The sequence below is a fragment of the Gryllotalpicola koreensis genome (assembly GCF_039538185.1).
Taxonomy (GTDB): Bacteria; Actinomycetota; Actinomycetes; order Actinomycetales; family Microbacteriaceae; genus Gryllotalpicola; species Gryllotalpicola koreensis.
Genome location: NZ_BAABBW010000002.1, coordinates 380,263 through 397,976 on the forward strand (window position 1 = coordinate 380,263; position 17,714 = coordinate 397,976).

A 17,714-nucleotide genomic window follows, 5' to 3' on the forward strand; every position below is an offset into this window, starting at 1 on the left:
AGCCGGCCCCGCACACTTGCAACTCGAGACATCGAACGGATTCCCCATGGCTTCAACCGCTGACATCAAGAACGGCGTCGTCCTCAACATCGACGGCCAGCTCTGGAGCATCGTCGAGTTCCAGCACGTCAAGCCGGGCAAGGGCGGCGCGTTCGTCCGCACGAAGATGAAGAACGTCGTCACGGGCAAGGTCGTCGACAAGACCTACAACGCCGGCACGAAGATCGACATCGAGACCGTCGACCGCCGCGACTACCAGTACCTCTACAACGACGGCGACTCGTTCGTCTTCATGGACCAGACCGACTACGACCAGATCAACGTGCCGGCTGCCACCGTCGGCGACGCGGCGCACTTCATGCTCGAGAACCAGATCGTGACGATCGCGATGAACAACGGCAACCCGCTGTACGTCGAGCTCCCCGCATCGGTCGTGCTCGAGGTCACCTACACCGAGCCGGGCCTGCAGGGCGACCGCTCGAGCGCCGGCACCAAGCCCGCGACGCTCGAGACCGGCTACGAGATCCAGGTTCCGCTGTTCCTCGAGACCGGCACGAAGGTCAAGGTCGACACCCGCACGGGCGACTACCTCGGCCGCGTGAACGACTAGTGAGCGCACGCACGAAGGCCCGCAAGCGGGCCCTCGACATCCTCTACGTGGCGGACCTGCGCGGCATCCCGATCCCGCAGGCCCTGGCGGCCGAGGCCGAGCGCGCCGCGAACGAGCCCGCCCGCGAGGCCTCCTGGCTGTACGCCCGCGACATCGTCGACGGCGTCAACGACCACCGCGCCGAGATCGACGAGCTCATCGAGACCTACTCGCACGGCTGGACGCTTGCCCGCATGCCCCTCGTCGACCGCGCCATCGTGCGCATCGGCGTGTGGGAGCTGCTCTACAACCCCGAGGTGCCGACCGGTGTCGCGATCTCGGAGGCCGTCGAGGCGGCCACCGTGCTCTCGACGGAGGACTCGTCGGGCTTCATCAACGGCCTGCTCGCCAAGATCGCGCAGACCACGGGGGACGACGGGGCGACGGATGCCCCGGCCGAGGTGCCCGCGGAGTAGGCAGCGGTGCTTGCGGGCGACCGGCCCGGATAGGGTGCGGGTATGCCCCTGTCGCCGCTCGAACTGCCCGCCGTCGACGCCGATTGGCTCGGGTGGGCGGAAGCCCACACCCGAGCACTGATCGACGGATTCCACGCGAGCGTCGCCGCGCTGAAAGACGGCTCGCCGCGCAGTGCCGCCGAGGTGCTCGCGCTGTGGAACGACGGCGACATGGCGATCGGCGACGTCGCGGCGGCGTCCGAACTGCTCAGCGAGGTGCACCCCGACGAGGCGGTGCGGAAGCTCTTCGAGGACCGCGCGCGCGAGGCTGACCGCCTCGCCACCGAGCGCCAGCAGGACACCGAGCTGTACGAGCTGGTGGCCGCCCTCGAGCCTGCTGGGCTCTCGACGGAGGCAAGCCGACGCCTCACGCGGCTGCTGCGCGATTTCCGCCTCGCCGGCGTCCACTTGCCCGCCGAGACCCGCGCCGAGGTCGCAGCCCTCGATGAACGCATCACCGAGCTCTCGCAGGACTTCAGCCGCAACATCCGCGACGACGTGCGCAGCGTGCGGCTCGCGCCCGAGCGCCTCGCGGGCCTGCCCGCCGACTGGATCGCGGCGCACCCGGTCGACGAAGACGGCCTCGTCACCGTCACGACCGACTACCCCGATCTCGTCCCCTTCCGCACCTACGCCGTCGACGCCGACGCGCGCCGCGAGCTCACCATCGCGAGCCAGAACCGTGCGTGGCCCACCAACGACGGCATCCTCGCCGAGTTGCTCGAGTTGCGCGCGCAGAAGGCGGCGCTGCTCGGCTTCGGCAGCTGGGCCGAACTCGACAGCCAGACCAAGATGACCGGCTCGGCCGCCGCGATCGAGGAGTTCATCGCGCGGCTGCACGAGACGGTGGCGCCGCAGGCACAGGCCGACTACGCGGTGCTGCTCGCCGCCCTGCAGAAAGAAGACCCGACACAGGCATCCGTCGATTTCTCGGCCAATATGCACGCGCTCGAACTCGTGCGCCGCGCCGAATTCGACGTCGACACGCAGCTCGCACGCCGCTATCTCGATATCGCGAAAGTGCGGCAGGGGCTGCTCGACGTGACGAGTCGGCTCTTCGGGCTGCAGTACAGCGAGGTGGCGGATGCCCCGCGGTGGCACCCCGAGGTGCACGTCTACGACGTCGCGGCGGGCGGTGCGCCGCTCGGCCGCATCTACCTCGACCTGCACCCACGCGACGGCAAGTTCAAGCACGCCGCCGCCTTCGGGCTGCAGCAGGGCGTCGCGGGCCGACAGCTCGCCTCGGCCGCGCTCGCCTGCAACTTCAACCGCGGGCCGCTGCTGCACTCCGAGGTCGTGACGCTGTTCCACGAGTTCGGGCACCTGGTGCACCAACTCATCGCGTCGCGGCACGAGTTCGCGGCGCTCAGCGGCATCACGACCGAGTGGGATTTCGTCGAGGCGCCCAGCCAGCTGTTCGAGGAGTGGGCGTGGGATGCCGGCGTGCTGCAGACCTTCGCGACGGACGACGACGGCGCGCCGATCCCGGCCGACCTCGTCGAGCGGATGCGGGCGGCCAACGCATTCGGCCGTGGCCAGGCCGTCGCACGCCAGCTGTACTACACGGCGGTCTCGTACTTCCTGCACCGCGACCGGCCCGCCGACCGCACTGAGTATGCGCGTCGGCTTCAGGCCGAGTACGACGTGCTCGCCCCGCTGCCCGACGATCATCAGCACGTCTCCTTCGGTCACCTCACGGGCTACTCGAGCGCGTACTACACCTACATGTGGAGCAAGGTCATCGCCGCCGACCTCTTCGCGTCATTCGACCGCGACGACATGTTCGACGAGGCCGCCGCGCACCGCTACCGCGACCTGGTGCTCGCCCCCGGCGGCACGAAGGATGCGGCCGAGCTCGTCGAGGACTTCCTCGGCCGGCCGTACGCGTTCGGCGCGTTCGGAGACTGGCTCGCCGGCAAGTAAGGTCGCGCGCGCTATCAGGATCCGCTTTGCGCGCCTCGGATCCGAGTAGCGCAAAGCGGATCGTAGTGGCGCAAACAAGTGCGCCGGACGCGCTCAGGGGGCTCCCGATTCGCTGGTGGTCGCCCTGATAGGGTGATGCGAGTAGGCACTCTTTAAAGACCGTCCCGTGAGGCGGAGAAGGGAGTCGGCGGATGAGCACGAGAACCGTGCTGAGTGAGGCTGACATCGCCCGAGCGTTGACCCGGATCTCCCACGAGATCCTCGAGTCCAATCGGGGAACGGAGGGCCTCGTCATCCTCGGCATCCCGACCCGCGGCGTGACGCTCGCCCAACGCATCGCCGCGAACATCGCGGAGATCGAGCCGGGCAGCGCGGTCTTCGCCGGCAGCCTCGACGTCACCATGTACCGCGACGACCTCGCCCACACCCGCACCCGCACGCCGGGGCGCACCAGCGTGCCGGCCTCGATCGACGGGGCGACCGTGGTGCTCGTCGACGACGTGCTGTTCTCCGGCCGCACGATCCGGGCGGCGCTCGACGCGTTGAACGACATCGGCCGGCCGCGCATCGTGCGCCTCGCCGCGCTCGTCGACCGCGGGCACCGCGAACTGCCGATCCGCGCGGACTTCGTCGGCAAGAACCTGCCGTCGGCCTACGACGAGCGCATCAACGTGCACCTCGCGGAGCACGACGGCGACGAGTTCGTCGCGATCGAGAGCAAGCGCGAGGGGGCGGATGCCTGAGATGCGCCACCTCCTCTCCACCAAGGACCTCTCCCGGGAATCCGCGATCCACCTCCTCGACATCGCCGAGGACATGGCCGACGTGCAGAACCGCGAGGTCAAGAAGCTCCCGACGCTGCGCGGCAAAACCGTCGTGAACCTGTTCTTCGAGGACTCCACCCGCACTCGCATCAGCTTCGAGGCCGCGGCGAAGCGCCTCTCGGCCGACGTCATCAACTTCAGCGCCAAGGGCTCGAGCGTGAGCAAGGGCGAGAGCCTCAAGGACACCGCACAGACACTGCAGGCGATGGGCGCCGACGGGGTGGTGATCCGGCACCAGGCCTCAGGCGCCCCCTTCACCCTCGCGACCAGCGGCTGGATCGACGCCGGTGTGATCAACGCGGGCGACGGCATGCACGAGCACCCCACGCAGGCGCTGCTCGACGCGTTCACCATGCGGCGGCGGCTGCACGGCGCGGCGAGCCGCGGGAAGGCGCTCGACGGCGTCGCGGTGACGATCGTCGGCGACATCCTGCACTCCCGCGTCGCCCGCTCGAACGTCTGGCTGCTCGACACGCTCGGCGCCGAGGTCACCCTCGTCGCCCCGCCGACGCTCGTGCCCGTCGACACCACGACCTGGCCGGTGACGATCGGCTACGACCTCGACGCGGCCATCGACGAGGGCGTGCCCGACGTGCTCATGATGCTGCGCATCCAGGGCGAGCGGATGCATGCCGCGTTCTTCCCGAGCGAGCGCGAGTACGCCCGCACCTGGGGCCTCGACGACGAGCGCCTCGCACGGCTCGCGGGCGACACGATCGTGATGCACCCCGGCCCCATGAACCGGGGCCTCGAAATCTCGGCGGCGGCCGCCGACTCGCCCCGCTCGACCGTGCGCGAGCAGGTCGCCAACGGGGTATCGGTGCGCATGGCGGCGCTGTATCTATTGCTTGCAGGTGAGGAGAGCTGATGGGTTCGTATCTGATCGAGGGCGCGACGCTGCCCGACGGGGAACGCGCCGACCTGCTCATCGAAGACGGAGTGATCGTCGAGCTCGGCAACGACGTGACCGAGACGGATGCCGAGGTGATCGACGCCGACGGGCTGATCGCCCTTCCCGGCCTGGTCGACTTGCACACGCACCTGCGCGAGCCCGGCTACGAGCAGTCCGAGACGGTGCTCACCGGCACGCGCGCGGCGGCGGCGGGCGGCTACACGGCGGTCTTCGCGATGGCGAACACCTCGCCGGTCTCCGACACCGCGGGCGTCGTCGAGCAGGTGCTCTCGCTCGGCGAGGCCGCGGGGTACGCCACGGTGCGCCCCATCGGCGCGGTCACGGTCGGCCTCAAGGGGGAGCGGCTCGCCGAGCTCGGCGCGATGGCCGCCAGCCGCGCGCAGGTGCGCGTCTTCAGCGACGACGGCTTCTGCGTCGCCGACCCGCTGCTCATGCGCCGCGCGCTCGAGTATATGAAGGCCTTCGGCGGCGTCATCGCCCAGCACGCGCAGGAGCCTCGGCTCACGCAGGGCGCCCAGATGAACGAGGGCGCGCTCTCGGGCGAGCTGGGGCTCGCCGGCTGGCCGGCCGTCGCCGAGGAATCCGTCATCGCCCGCGATGTGCTGCTGGCCGAGCACGTGGGAAGCCGCCTGCACGTCTGCCACGTCTCGACGGCGGGGTCGGTCGAGGTGATCCGCTGGGCGAAGTCACGCGGCATCGACGTCACCGCCGAGGTCACGCCGCACCACCTGCTGCTCACCGAGGACCTCGTGCGCGGCTACGACGCCCGCTACAAGGTGAACCCGCCGCTGCGCACCCGCGAGGACGTCGAGGCGCTGCGCGAAGCGCTCGTCGACGGCACGATCGACATCGTCGCCACCGACCACGCCCCGCATCCCGTCGAGGCGAAGGACACCGAGTGGGACGTCGCCGCGAACGGCATGGTGGGGCTGGAATCCGCCCTCTCCGTCGTGCACGCCGCGCTCGTCGCCGACGGGCGCCTCGACTGGGCAGACGTGGCCCGCGTCATGAGCGCGAAGCCGGCCGAGATCGGCTCGCTCGGCGGCTACGCCGACGGGCTCGTCGTGGGCGCGCCGGCGAACGTCACGCTGTACGACCCCGGGGCGAGCCGCTCGTTCTCGACGGCCGACCTCGCCGGCAAGGGCGTCAACTCGCCCTACCTCGGCCTCGAACTGCCGGGCCGCGTGGTGCACACCTTCCACGCGGGCCGGCGCACCGTCGCCGACGGCGCCGTGCTCGAGCTCGCGGAGGTGGCCGGTGCCTGAGTGGGCTGCGACCCTCATCGTCGTCCTCGTCCTGTTGCTCGTGCTGTTCGGCATGTGGCAGGGCTGGCGCGCCATGGTGCGCCGCTCGGCGCACTTGACGCCGTCGCACGAGGTGCCCGGTGATCTCGGCGCGCCGCTCGCGGCATCCGCCGCGCTCTACGTCGCCACCACCGCGCACGGCAAGCCGCTCGAACGGCTCGCGATCACGGGACTCGGATTCCGTGCGCAGGGCGGCATCGCGGTCTACGGCTCCGGCGCGGTGCTGAGCGTCACCGGGTCGGAGGATGTCTGGGTGCCGGCGTCCGATCTGCTCGGCGCCGCGCCCGCCCAGGTCGTGATCGACAAGGCCGTCGAGAAGGACGGCCTGCTGGTGCTCTCCTGGAACCTCACGGGGACCACGGTCGACTCCTACTTCCGCGTCACCGAGCCGGAGAAGATCCGGGCCTTGTACGACGCGATCGATTCTCTCAACGCACAAGAAAGCGAGGTGTGACGTGCCTGTTCCTTCCCCCGCCGTCCTGGTTCTCGAGGACGGGACCCGCTATGAGGGTCGCGCCTACGGCGCCCAGGGCCGCACGCTCGGCGAGCTCGTCTTCGCCACCGGCATGACCGGCTATCAGGAGACGCTGACCGACCCGTCGTATGCGGGCCAGATCGTCATCCAGACCGCGCCGCACATCGGCAACACCGGCATGAACGACGAGGACATGGAGTCGCGCCGCATCTGGGTCGCCGGCTACGTCGTGCGCGACCCCAGCCGCGTCGTCTCCAACTTCCGCTCGATCCGCACCCTCGACGACGAGCTCGAGTCGACCGGCATCGTCGGCATCTCGGGCATCGACACGCGGGCAGTCACGCGGCACATCCGCGACCTGGGCGCCATGCGCGCCGGGATCTTCTCCGGAGAGGATGCGGGCCTGTCGCAGTACGAGCAGCTCGAGCTGGTGCGCGGCGGCGACGAGATGGCCGGCCTCAATCTCTCAGCCCAGGTCTCGGTCACCGAGGACACGGTGACGCCGGCCGTGGGCGAGAGGATCGGCAACCTCGCCGTGCTCGACCTCGGCGTCAAGCAGTCGACCGTCGACAACCTCGCGAAGCGCGGCTTCGAGGTGCACGTGCTGCCGCAGGACTCGACGGTCGAGCAGATCCTGAGCCTGGAGCCGGTCGCCGCGTTCTACTCGAACGGCCCGGGCGACCCCTCGGCCTCCGAGAGCCAGGTGCAGGTGCTGCGCGGGCTGCTCGATGAGAAGCTCCCGTTCTTCGGCATCTGCTTCGGCAACCAGCTGCTCGGCCGGGCGCTCGGCCTCGACACCTACAAGCTGCCCTTCGGCCACCGCGGCATCAACCAGCCCGTGCTCGACAAGTCGACGGGCCGCGTCGAGATCACGGCGCACAACCACGGCTTCGCGGTGAAAGCCCCGACGAGCGACGAGCCCTTCGATTCGCCGAACGGCTACGGGCGCGTCGAGGTCAGCCACGTCGACCTCAACGACGACGTCGTCGAGGGGCTCAACGCCCTCGACATCCCCGCGTTCTCGGTGCAGTACCACCCCGAGGCCGCGGCGGGCCCGCACGATGCCAACTACCTCTTCGACCGGTTTGCCCAGATGGTGAAGGATCACATTGCCTAAGCGCCCCGACATCAACAGCGTCCTCGTCATCGGCTCAGGGCCGATCGTCATCGGCCAGGCCGTCGAGTTCGACTACTCCGGCACCCAGGCGTGCCGCGTGCTGCGTGCCGAGGGCGTGCGCGTCATCCTGGTCAACTCGAACCCGGCGACGATCATGACGGACCCCGACTTCGCCGACGCGACCTACGTCGAGCCGATCACGCCAGAGGTGATCGAGACGATCATCCAGAAGGAGAAGCCCGACGCGATCCTCCCGACGCTCGGTGGGCAGACGGCGCTCAACGCGGCCATGGCGCTGCACGAGCAGGGCATCCTCGAGAAGTACGGCGTCGAGCTGATCGGCGCGAAGGTCGACGCCATCCGCAAGGGCGAGGACCGGCAGATCTTCAAGGAGCTCGTTCTCGAAGCGGGGGCCGACGTCGCGGCATCCGTCATCTGCCACTCCATGGACGAGCTGCTGGCCGGCGCCGAGAAGCTCGGCTACCCGCTCGTCGTGCGCCCGTCCTTCACGATGGGCGGCCTGGGCTCGGGCTTCGCCTACGACGAAGAGGACCTGCGCCGCATCGGCGGTGCCGGGCTGCACGACTCTCCGACGCACGAGGTGCTGCTCGAGGAGTCGATCCTCGGGTGGAAGGAGTACGAGCTCGAGCTCATGCGCGACACCGCCGACAACACGGTCGTCGTCTGCTCGATCGAGAACGTCGACCCCGTCGGCGTGCACACCGGCGACTCGATCACGGTCGCACCGGCGCTCACACTCACCGACCGCGAGTATCAGAATCTGCGCAACATCGGCATCGAGATCATCCGCCGCGTAGGCGTCGACACCGGCGGCTGCAACATCCAGTTCGCGGTCGACCCCGAGAACGGCCGCGTCATCGTGATCGAGATGAATCCGCGCGTCTCCCGGTCTTCCGCACTGGCGTCGAAGGCGACCGGATTCCCCATCGCGAAGATCGCCGCGAAGCTCGCCATCGGCTACCGGCTCGACGAGATCCCCAACGACATCACGCGCGTCACGCCGGCGAGCTTCGAGCCGACGCTCGACTACGTCGTCGTCAAGGTGCCGCGCTTCGCGTTCGAGAAGTTCCCCGCCGCCGACCCGACGCTGACCACGACCATGAAGTCGGTCGGCGAGGCGATGGCGATCGGCCGCAACTTCTCGACCGCCCTGCAGAAGGCGCTGCGCAGCCTCGAGAAGCGCGGCTCGTCGTTCCACTGGGACGAGGAATCGCGGTCTGTCGAGGAGCTGCTCGAGCTCGCCAAGACGCCGACCGACGGGCGCATCGTGCTCGTGCAGCAGGCGCTGCGGAAGGGCGCGACGGTCGAGCAGGTCTTCGACGCCACCAAGATCGACCCGTGGTTCCTCGACCAGATCGCGCTGATCAACGAGGTCGCCGCCGACGTGCAGGCCGCGCCCACCCTCGACACCGCGACCATGGTGTGGGCGAAGGAGCACGGCTTCTCTGACGCGCAGATCGGCCAGCTGCGCGGCTTCCGCGAGGCGGATGTGCGCGAGGTGCGCCACATCCTCGGCGTGCGGCCCGTCTACAAGACCGTCGACACCTGCGCGGGGGAGTTCCCGGCACTCACGCCGTACCACTACTCGAGCTACGACCTCGAGACCGAGGTCGCGCCGAGCGACCAGAAGAAGGTCGTCATCCTCGGCTCGGGCCCGAACCGCATCGGGCAGGGCGTCGAGTTCGACTACTCGTGCGTGCACGCCTCGTTCGCGCTGCACGATGCCGGGTTCGAGACGATCATGATCAACTGCAACCCCGAGACGGTCTCGACCGACTACGACACCTCCGACCGCCTGTACTTCGAGCCGCTCACCCTCGAGGACGTGCTCGAGGTCATCGACGCCGAGTCGAAGTCCGGCGAGCTCGTCGGCGTCGTCGTGCAGCTCGGCGGGCAGACGGCCCTCGGCCTCGCGACCGGCCTCAAGGAGGCGGGCGTCACGATCCTCGGCACGAGCCCCGAGGCGATCGACCTCGCCGAGGAGCGCGGCCTCTTCTCCGGCATCCTCGAGAACGCCGGACTGCTCGCGCCGCGCAACGGCACCGCCTACGACCTCGAGGGCGCCAAGCAGGTCGCCGGCGACATCGGCTACCCGGTGCTCGTGCGCCCGAGCTACGTGCTCGGCGGCCGCGGCATGGAGATCGTCTTCGGCGAAGAGCAGCTGGTCGACTACTTCGACCGCATCGCCGACCAGGCGATCGTCGGCCCCGGGCACCCGCTGCTCGTCGACCGCTTCCTCGATGACGCAACCGAGATCGACGTCGACGCGCTCTACGACGGCGAGCGGCTCTACATCGGCGGCGTCATGGAGCACATCGAGGAGGCCGGCGTGCACTCGGGCGACTCGAGCTGCACCCTGCCGCCCGTGACGCTCGGGCGCAGCGACATCGCCGGCGTGATCGCCGCGACGGGCAAGATCGCTTCAGGGCTCGGCGTGCGCGGGCTGCTCAACGTGCAGTTCGCGATCAGCGCGGGCGTGCTCTACGTGCTCGAGGCGAACCCGCGCGCGAGCCGCACGGTGCCGTTCGTGAGCAAGGCGCTGGGGATTCCGCTTGCCAAGGCCGCGAGCCGGGTGATGGCCGGCGCGACCATCGCAGGTCTCATCGACGAGGGGCTGCTGCCCGCCGCTGACGGCTCGGCCGTGCCGCTCGACGCGCCGGTCGCCGTGAAAGAGGCCGTGCTGCCCTTCAAGCGCTTCCGCAGCAAGAACGGCCAGGTCGTCGACTCGCTGCTCGGGCCCGAAATGCGCTCGACCGGCGAGGTCATGGGCATCGACCGGGACTTCCCACGCGCCTTCGCGAAGAGCCAGGCGGCGGCGTACGGCGGCATCCCGTCCTCCGGCACCGTGTTCGTCTCGGTCTCCGACCGCGACAAGCGGAACATCATCCTGCCCATCCTCCGGCTCACCGAGCTCGGCTACCGCGTCGTCGCGACCGAGGGCACCGGCGAGGTGCTCGCCCGCAACGGCATCGCGAGCGAGACGGTGCGGAAGTTCAGCGAGAGCGAACTGGGCGGCGAATCCGTCGTCGACATGCTGAACCGGGGCGAGGTCGACATCGTCGTGAACACCCCGACCGGCGGCACGACGCGGCACGACGGCTATGAGATCCGCGCGGCGGCCGTCGCAGCCGACAAGCCGCTGTTCACCACGATCAGCGAGCTGTCGGCCGCCGTCGCCTCGATCGAGGCGGTGCGCGCCGGCTTCGACGTGAAGAGCTTGCAGGACTACCAGCGCGACCGGGATGCCAGGCTCGAGGGGAGCGCGGCGTGAGCGACGGCGGCTTCGGCCTGGGCTTCGGATTCGGGGGAGTGCTGCACTCGGCGCTCGAGGCCTTCGGCCCCCTGTGCGTCGGCATCGACCCGCACGACTTCCTGCTCGAGGAATGGGGCCTGCCGTCATCGGCGGCCGGCGTTCGCGAGTTCGGGCTGAGGGCGGTGGATGCCGCGGCCGGCCGCGCCGGCGTCGTGAAGCCCCAGGTGGCGTTCTTCGAGCGCTTCGGCTCGGCCGGGTATGCGGCACTGGAAGACGTGCTCGCCGCGGCACGGGCGGCCGGCCTCATCGTGATCGCCGACGCGAAGCGGGGCGACATCGACACCTCGCTCGCGGGCTACGCCGAGGCGTGGCTCACGCCCGGCTCGCCGCTCGAGGCGGACGCCATGACGATCAACCCGTTCCAGGGCGTCGGCTCACTCGCCGGAGCCCTGGAATATGCGGTCGCGAACGGCAAGGGCATGTTCGTGCTGGCCGCGACCTCGAACCCCGAGGCGGCCGCGCTGCAGGGGGCGACGCTGCCCGGTTCCGGCTCTGATCAGGCATCCCTCGCTCCTTCGCTTGCCACCGCCACGGTCTCTCGTGCGATCATCGATGATGTGAGCGCGTTCAATGCGGGTCGCATCGAAGAGGGGCCGGTCGGCTCCATCGGCGTCGTGCTGGGCGCCACGGTCGACTTCGCGGCACGCGGCATCGATGTGACGGCGGCCCACGCGCCTGCGCTGCCCGTGCTCGCGCCGGGCTTCGGTCACCAGGGTGCCCAGGCTGCCGACGTGCGCCGGCTGTTCGGGGCTCTCGCGCCGTACACGCTCGCCTCTGAGTCGCGCAGTCTGCTGCAGGCGGGCCCCCGGGGCCTCGCCGCTGCCATCGACGCCCGTGCCGCCGAGCTGCGAGCCGCCCTTGTCTGAGGCGACGGCAGCGGCGAACGGCGGGAGCGGGGCGCAGGCGCGACCCACGCCGCCTGACGTCGACCGCGCGGCGGCGTCGCGTGCGGCCGTGGCGGCGCGCCGGGCGCGCGCCGAGCTCAAGGCGCAGATCTCCTCGGGCAGGCGCAGCGCGGAATCCGTGCTCGACGAGGGCGCGCGCGAGCCGAACGGGCCCGCAGGCACCCTGCGGGTCACCGATTTCCTGCTCGCGATCCCCGCGATCGGCGTCACGAAGATGAAGGCGACGCTCGAGCGCCTCGAGATCTCGCAGGTGAAGCGCGTCGGCGGCCTCGGCCGTCACCAGCGCGAGCGGCTGCGCGAGTTCCTCCGCGAACGCGCGCGGCTGTCCGCGCGGGTGCGCGGCGCCGCCCGCCTCGTCGTGCTCGCCGGGCCGACGGCGGTGGGCAAGGGCAGTGTGTCGTCGTACATCCGCGAGAACTACCCGGAGGTGAAGTTCTCGGTCTCGGCGACCACCAGGAAGCCCCGCCCCGGCGAGGTCGACGGCGTGCACTACTACTTCGTCGACGACGCCGAGTTCGACCGCATGATCGCGGCCGGCGAGTTCCTCGAATGGGCGACCGTGCACAACCAGAGCCGCTACGGCACCCCGCGCGGCCCCGTCGACGAGGCGCTGGCGGCCGGCCGCAACGTGCTGCTCGAGATCGACCTGCAGGGCGCCCGCCAGGTGCGCGCCAACGACCCGAACGCGCTGCTCGTGTTCCTCGCCCCGCCCACCTGGGACGAGCTGGTGCGGCGCCTCGTCGGCCGCGGCACCGAGCCGCCCGAGGAGCAGCGCCGCCGACTCGAGACCGCCAAGGTCGAGCTGGCCGCAGAGGGCGAGTTCGACCGCACCGTCGTGAACACCACCGTGCCAGAGGCGGCGCGCGAAGTCGTAGACTTGATGAATGTGCGTGCGCGCGACTGACGCGCGCCCCCTGAACTTCCCCGTTAGGAGAACCCCCATGGCGACGTCCCAGAAGGGCATCATCGACCCGCCCATCGACGAGCTGCTGAGCAAGGTCGAGTCGAAGTACGCGCTGGTCATCTTCGCGAGCAAGCGCGCCCGCCAGATCAACGACTACTACGCCGACCTGCACGAGGGCAGCCTGTTCGACAACGTCGGGCCGCTCGTCGACTCGTCCGTCGACGACAAGCCGCTGTCCGTCGCCCTCCACGAGATCAACGAGGACAAGCTCGTCGTCAAGCCGATCGCCGAGCAGTAGCAGCCCGCGCAGTCGACACCGTGAGCAAGGATGCCGCCGGAGCGCCCCGTCTGACCATCGTCGTCGGGGTGACCGGCGGCATCGCCGCGTATAAGAGCGTCTCGCTGGTGCGCAGCCTCGTGCTCGCCGGCCACGACGTGCACGTGGTGCCGACGGATGCCGCGCTGAAGTTCGTCGGAAAGCCCACGTGGGAGGCGATCAGCCGCAACCCCGTCACCGCCGACCTCTATGACGGCGTCGACGAGGTGCGCCACGTGGCCCTCGGCCAGAAGGCCGACCTCATCATCATCGCCCCCGCGACCGCGAACACCATCGCGAAACTCGCGCACGGCATCGTCGACGACCTGCTCACCAACACCGTGCTCGCCTCGAAGGCGCCCGTCGTGATCGCCCCGGCGATGCACACCGAGATGTGGCAGGCGCCCGCGACGCAGGCCAATGTGCGCACGCTGCGCGAGCGGGGCGTCGTCGTCATCGGGCCCGCCTCCGGCCAGCTCACGGGCGACGACTCCGGGCCCGGCCGCATGGAGGAGCCCGAGACGATCGCGCACGCCGCGCTGAAGCAGCTCGCCGGCGTCGGGCAGGCTCCCCAGGCATCCGTCACCCGTGCGCGCCGTGCCCGCGTCGAGGAGGCGAACGACGCCGCCCGCCTCGACCTGGACGGCCTGCGCGTCGTCGTGACTGCGGGTGGCACGCGCGAGCCGTTCGACCCGGTGCGCTTCATGGGCAACCGCTCGAGCGGCAAGCAGGGCATGGCGATCGCGGCGGCGGCCGCCGCGCGCGGCGCGAACGTCACGCTGATCGCGGCCAATATCGGCACGGAGGCCGTTCCGGACGGCATCGCCGTCGAGCCGGTCGGCACGACGCTCGAGCTCGAGAAGGCCGTGACGGATGCCGCGCGAGAGGCCGACGTCGTCATCATGGCCGCCGCCGTGGCCGACTACCGGCCGGCGCAGGTGCAGCAGGGCAAGATCAAGAAGGAGCACACGGGCGACCGGCTCACGGTCGAGTTCGTCGTGAACCCCGACATCCTCGCCGAGCTGTCTGCCGCGCGCCGCGAGGGGCAGCTCGTCATCGGCTTCGCCGCCGAGACCGAGAGCGACCCGGCGACGCTGCTCGAGCTGGGGCGCTCGAAGATCGCGCGCAAGGGCTGCGACTTCCTGGTCGTCAACAATGTCGGCTGGAACCACGGATTCGCCGCAGATGACAACGACGTGATCGTCTTGAACACGTCCGGCGATATCGTGATGGAGGCCTCCGGGACCAAGTTGTCGGTGGCCGACCGTATCCTCGACGCGACGCTGTCCCGCGTCCCGTAGAGAACCCATCGCCTGACGCGAACCAGACGCTTACGGCCCTGATTGAGGGAGATTCATGTCCGCTTTGCGCCTCTTCACCTCTGAGTCCGTCACCGAGGGGCATCCCGACAAGATCTGCGACCAGATCTCCGATGCGATCCTCGACGCGCTGCTCACCGTCGACCCGCATGCCCGCGTCGCCGTCGAGACGATGGTCACGACCGGCCAGGTGCACGTCGCCGGCGAGGTCACGACCTCCGGCTACGTCGAGATCCCGCAGATCGTGCGCGAGAAGATCACGTCGATCGGCTACACCTCCTCCGACGTCTGGTTCGACGGCCGCTCCTGCGGTGTGTCGATCTCCATCGGCGCCCAGTCGCCCGACATCGCGCAAGGCGTCGACGACGCGTTCGAGACGCGCGAGGGCGCGAGCGGCGACGAGCTCGACAGGCAGGGCGCCGGCGACCAGGGCATTATGTTCGGCTTCGCCACGACCGAGACCCCGCAGCTCATGCCGCTGCCGATCTGGCTCTCGCACCGCCTCTCCGAGCGGCTCACCGCTGTGCGCAAGTCAGGCGAGCTCGACTTCCTGCGCCCTGACGGCAAGACCCAGGTCACGGTCGGCTACGACGGATTCACGCCGAAGAGCATCGACACGGTCGTCCTGTCCACCCAGCACTCGCCGGCCATCGGGCTCGCCGAGCTGCGCGAGGCCGTCGAGCGCGTCGTGATCCGCCCCGTGCTCGAGACCGTCGACCTCGACACGTCCGATCTCAAGCTGCTCATCAACCCCACCGGCAAGTTCGAGATCGGCGGCCCGCACGGCGACGCCGGTCTCACGGGCCGCAAGATCATCGTCGACACCTATGGCGGCGCGAGCCGCCATGGCGGCGGCGCGTTCAGCGGCAAGGACCCGTCGAAGGTCGACCGCTCCGCCGCGTACGCGATGCGCTGGGTCGCGAAGAACGCCGTCGCGGCCGGCCTCGCCGACCGGCTCGAGGTTCAGGTCGCCTACGCGATCGGCGCCGCGCACCCCGTCGGCCTGTACGTCGAGACCTTCGGTACCGAGAAGGCGCCCGTCGAGCGCATCACGTCCGCGATCCAGGAGGTGTTCGACCTGCGCCCCGCCGCGATCATCCGCGACCTCGACCTGCTGCGCCCGATCTACTCGCAGACGGCCGCCTACGGTCACTTCGGCCGTGAGCTGCCCGACTTCACCTGGGAGCGGACCGACCGGGCCGAGGCGCTGCGCGTCGCCGCCGGCCTCTAGCGCGGGGCTCGCGTGGCGTCCGTCGCGAGGGTGCTGATCGACACGCCGCTGCCGCAATTGGACCGCCTGTTCGATTACGCAATCCCGTCGGCGCTGAGCGATCAGGTGGTGCCTGGGGTGCGGGTGACCGCCCCCCTGCGCGCCGAAGGGCGGCTCGCCGACGGGCTCGTCGTCGAGGTCGGCGACACGAGCTCCTTCGACGGGGCGCTCACGCCGCTGGAATCCGTCGTCTCTCCCGCTCGCGTCCTCGCGCCCGAGGTCTGGGCGCTCGCCCGGCGCATCGCCGACCGGCAGGCGGGCAGCGCGAACGATGTGCTGCGGCTCGCGATCCCGCCGCGCTCGGTCGCGGCCGAGCGCAAGTGGCTCGCGCAGGGCTCGCCACGCGAGGTGCCCATGGTCGCCCACCCCGTCGAAGGCTACGAGGGCGGCCTCATCGAGTCGGCCATCGACGGCGACGGGCGCCTCGCGCTGCGCTCGCTGCCCGGGGTGATCGAGCTTCCCGACGGGACCTGGGTCGGGCGGTGGGCCGTGACCCTCGCGCAGGCGGCCGTGCGCGCGGTAATCGACGGCCGCAGCGCGATCCTCGCGGTTCCCGACTACCGCGACCAGGAGCAGCTCGAGGCTGTGCTGCGCACGCTCGTCCCTGCGGGCACGGTCGCGGCGCTCGACGCGCGCCGCACCAACGCACAGCGCTACGCGGCGTTCCTGTCGTGCCTCACCCAGCCGGCCGATGGCGCGCACACCCCGCGCATCATCGTCGGCAACCGCTCGGTCGTGTACGCCCCGGCGGCAAGACTCGGCCTGATTGCGCTCTACGACGACGGCGATCCGCTGTTCGCCGAGCCGCTCGCGCCGTACGCGCATGCCCGCGACGTGGCGCTCGTCCGTCAGCAGCAGCAGCAGGACTGCGCCGTGATCTTCGCGGGGCACACCCGCTCGGTCGAGGTCCAGCGCCTCGTCGAGCTCGGCTACCTAAGCGACGTCGCGCCGGTGCCGCTCGTGACGCCCAAGGTCGTGCCGACCGCGGCCCAGCAGTCGCAGCAGGCCGCCGACGGGGGGCGGGTGCCGTCCTCCGCGTTCCGCACCGCGAGCGAGGCGCTGCTCGCGGGGCCCGTGCTCGTGCAGGTCGCCCGCCCCGGCTACGTCTCGCTGCTCGCGTGCCGGCGCTGCGGCCAGGCGGCGCGCTGCACGAACTGCGCCGGCCCGCTCCAGCTCGCCTCGTCGCATGCGGTGCCGAGCTGCGCATGGTGCGGGCGCCTCGCGGGCGACTGGGCCTGCTCCGAGTGCAACAACCGCACGTACCGCATGGTGACGCGCGGCTCGGCCCGCACCGCCGAGGAGCTCGGCCGCGCCTTTCCCGGCATGCGCGTCGTCGTGAGCGACGGCGAGCGCCCGCTCACCCGCGTCGAGGGGGAGCCGCGGACCCTCGTCGTCGCGACCCGTGGCGCCGAGCCGATCGCCGCCGGCGGGTACGCGGCGGTCATCCTGCTGGACGGCGAGCGGATGCTGCAGCGCGAGAGCCTGCACGTCGGCGACGACTGCCTGCGCTGGTGGTCCAACGCCGCGGCGCTGGCGGCTGTCGGGGCCCCGACGCTGCTGGTCGGCGTCGGCGGACCGCTCGCGCAGGCGCTCGCCCTCTGGCAGCAGCACAGCTACGCGGCCGCGCAGCTGCACGATCGGCGCACGCTCGGCTTCCCGCCGGCGCTCCGCGTGGCATCCGTCACCGGCAAGCCGGCCGCCGTGCAGTCGGCGATCGACGCGCTCGCGCTCGCGCCGATCCGCGATGTCCTCGGCCCCGCACCGGTCGCGCCCGAAGGCCCGCGCTCGCTCGACGACGGCCTCGTGCGCGCGATCGTGCGCTTCGACTACGCACACGGCGACGCCGTCGCGACCGCACTGCGCGGGGCGATCGTGCGGCAGGCGACGGGCGCGCGCCGGCCGCCTGGGGAGCGCCGGCGCGGGCGACCTGCTCCTACACTGAGAGTCAAGCTGGACGACCCCGAGATCCTCTAGGAATCGACCTCATGCCCTCCGCCGCACCTTCC

Annotated in this window: 15 protein-coding genes; all 15 read left to right on the forward strand. The window is 70.6% G+C overall.

What is annotated here, in order from left to right:
• Positions 1-46: 46 nt before the first annotated feature.
• The 15 genes from efp (at position 47) to ABD708_RS06835 (ending at position 17,682) form a co-directional block, all read left to right on the forward strand.
• Positions 47-610 (forward strand): elongation factor P, encoded by a 564-nt coding sequence (gene efp, locus ABD708_RS06765; RefSeq protein ID WP_344752591.1) that lies wholly within the window; start codon positions 47-49, stop codon positions 608-610.
• A complete protein-coding gene (nusB, locus tag ABD708_RS06770; RefSeq protein WP_344752592.1) occupies positions 610-1,065 on the forward strand; it encodes a transcription antitermination factor NusB in 456 nt (151 codons plus the stop codon). The genes efp and nusB overlap by 1 nt, the downstream gene beginning before the upstream one ends.
• Before the next feature lie 42 nt (positions 1,066-1,107).
• The gene (locus ABD708_RS06775) at positions 1,108-3,027 is read left to right on the forward strand and encodes a M3 family metallopeptidase (RefSeq protein ID WP_344752594.1); all 1,920 of its coding nucleotides are present in this window, start codon (positions 1,108-1,110) and stop codon (positions 3,025-3,027) included.
• Between the two features lie 191 nt (positions 3,028-3,218).
• The gene (pyrR, locus tag ABD708_RS06780; RefSeq protein WP_344752596.1) at positions 3,219-3,770 is read left to right on the forward strand and encodes a bifunctional pyr operon transcriptional regulator/uracil phosphoribosyltransferase PyrR; all 552 of its coding nucleotides are present in this window, start codon (positions 3,219-3,221) and stop codon (positions 3,768-3,770) included.
• A 1-nt stretch (position 3,771) separates the two neighbouring features.
• Entirely contained in the window at positions 3,772-4,719 is a 948-nt protein-coding gene (locus ABD708_RS06785) for an aspartate carbamoyltransferase catalytic subunit (protein ID WP_344753369.1), read from the forward strand.
• Positions 4,719-6,029 carry a dihydroorotase gene (locus tag ABD708_RS06790; protein ID WP_344752598.1) on the forward strand — a complete coding sequence of 437 codons (1,311 nt, stop codon included), beginning with the start codon at positions 4,719-4,721 and terminating at the stop codon, positions 6,027-6,029. The genes ABD708_RS06785 and ABD708_RS06790 overlap by 1 nt, the downstream gene beginning before the upstream one ends.
• A complete protein-coding gene (locus ABD708_RS06795; RefSeq protein WP_344752599.1) occupies positions 6,022-6,522 on the forward strand; it encodes a PH-like domain-containing protein in 501 nt (166 codons plus the stop codon). The genes ABD708_RS06790 and ABD708_RS06795 overlap by 8 nt, the downstream gene beginning before the upstream one ends.
• A 1-nt stretch (position 6,523) precedes the next feature.
• Complete coding sequence (gene carA / locus ABD708_RS06800) at positions 6,524-7,660, forward strand: glutamine-hydrolyzing carbamoyl-phosphate synthase small subunit (RefSeq protein ID WP_344752601.1); 1,137 nt, start codon at positions 6,524-6,526, stop codon at positions 7,658-7,660.
• Positions 7,653-10,952: a carbamoyl-phosphate synthase large subunit gene (gene carB / locus ABD708_RS06805; protein WP_344752603.1), complete on the forward strand. Its 3,300-nt coding sequence runs from the start codon at positions 7,653-7,655 to the stop codon at positions 10,950-10,952. The genes carA and carB overlap by 8 nt, the downstream gene beginning before the upstream one ends.
• The gene (gene pyrF / locus ABD708_RS06810; protein WP_425553253.1) at positions 10,949-11,860 is read left to right on the forward strand and encodes an orotidine-5'-phosphate decarboxylase; all 912 of its coding nucleotides are present in this window, start codon (positions 10,949-10,951) and stop codon (positions 11,858-11,860) included. Before carB ends, pyrF begins: the two co-directional genes overlap by 4 nt.
• Positions 11,853-12,803, forward strand: a complete 951-nt coding sequence (gene gmk, locus ABD708_RS06815) for a guanylate kinase (protein ID WP_344752605.1) — start codon at positions 11,853-11,855, stop codon at positions 12,801-12,803. Before pyrF ends, gmk begins: the two co-directional genes overlap by 8 nt.
• Before the next feature lie 37 nt (positions 12,804-12,840).
• On the forward strand, positions 12,841-13,101 hold the full coding sequence (gene rpoZ / locus ABD708_RS06820; RefSeq protein ID WP_344752608.1) for a DNA-directed RNA polymerase subunit omega: 261 nt from the start codon (positions 12,841-12,843) through the stop codon (positions 13,099-13,101).
• A 50-nt stretch (positions 13,102-13,151) separates the two neighbouring features.
• Positions 13,152-14,420 carry a bifunctional phosphopantothenoylcysteine decarboxylase/phosphopantothenate synthase gene (locus ABD708_RS06825; protein ID WP_344753373.1) on the forward strand — a complete coding sequence of 423 codons (1,269 nt, stop codon included), beginning with the start codon at positions 13,152-13,154 and terminating at the stop codon, positions 14,418-14,420.
• Positions 14,421-14,475: 55 nt separating this feature from the next.
• On the forward strand, positions 14,476-15,669 hold the full coding sequence (gene metK / locus ABD708_RS06830) for a methionine adenosyltransferase (protein ID WP_344752610.1): 1,194 nt from the start codon (positions 14,476-14,478) through the stop codon (positions 15,667-15,669).
• Between the two features lie 12 nt (positions 15,670-15,681).
• The gene (locus tag ABD708_RS06835; RefSeq protein ID WP_344752612.1) at positions 15,682-17,682 is read left to right on the forward strand and encodes a primosomal protein N' family DNA-binding protein; all 2,001 of its coding nucleotides are present in this window, start codon (positions 15,682-15,684) and stop codon (positions 17,680-17,682) included.
• Positions 17,683-17,714: the final 32 nt, after the last annotated feature.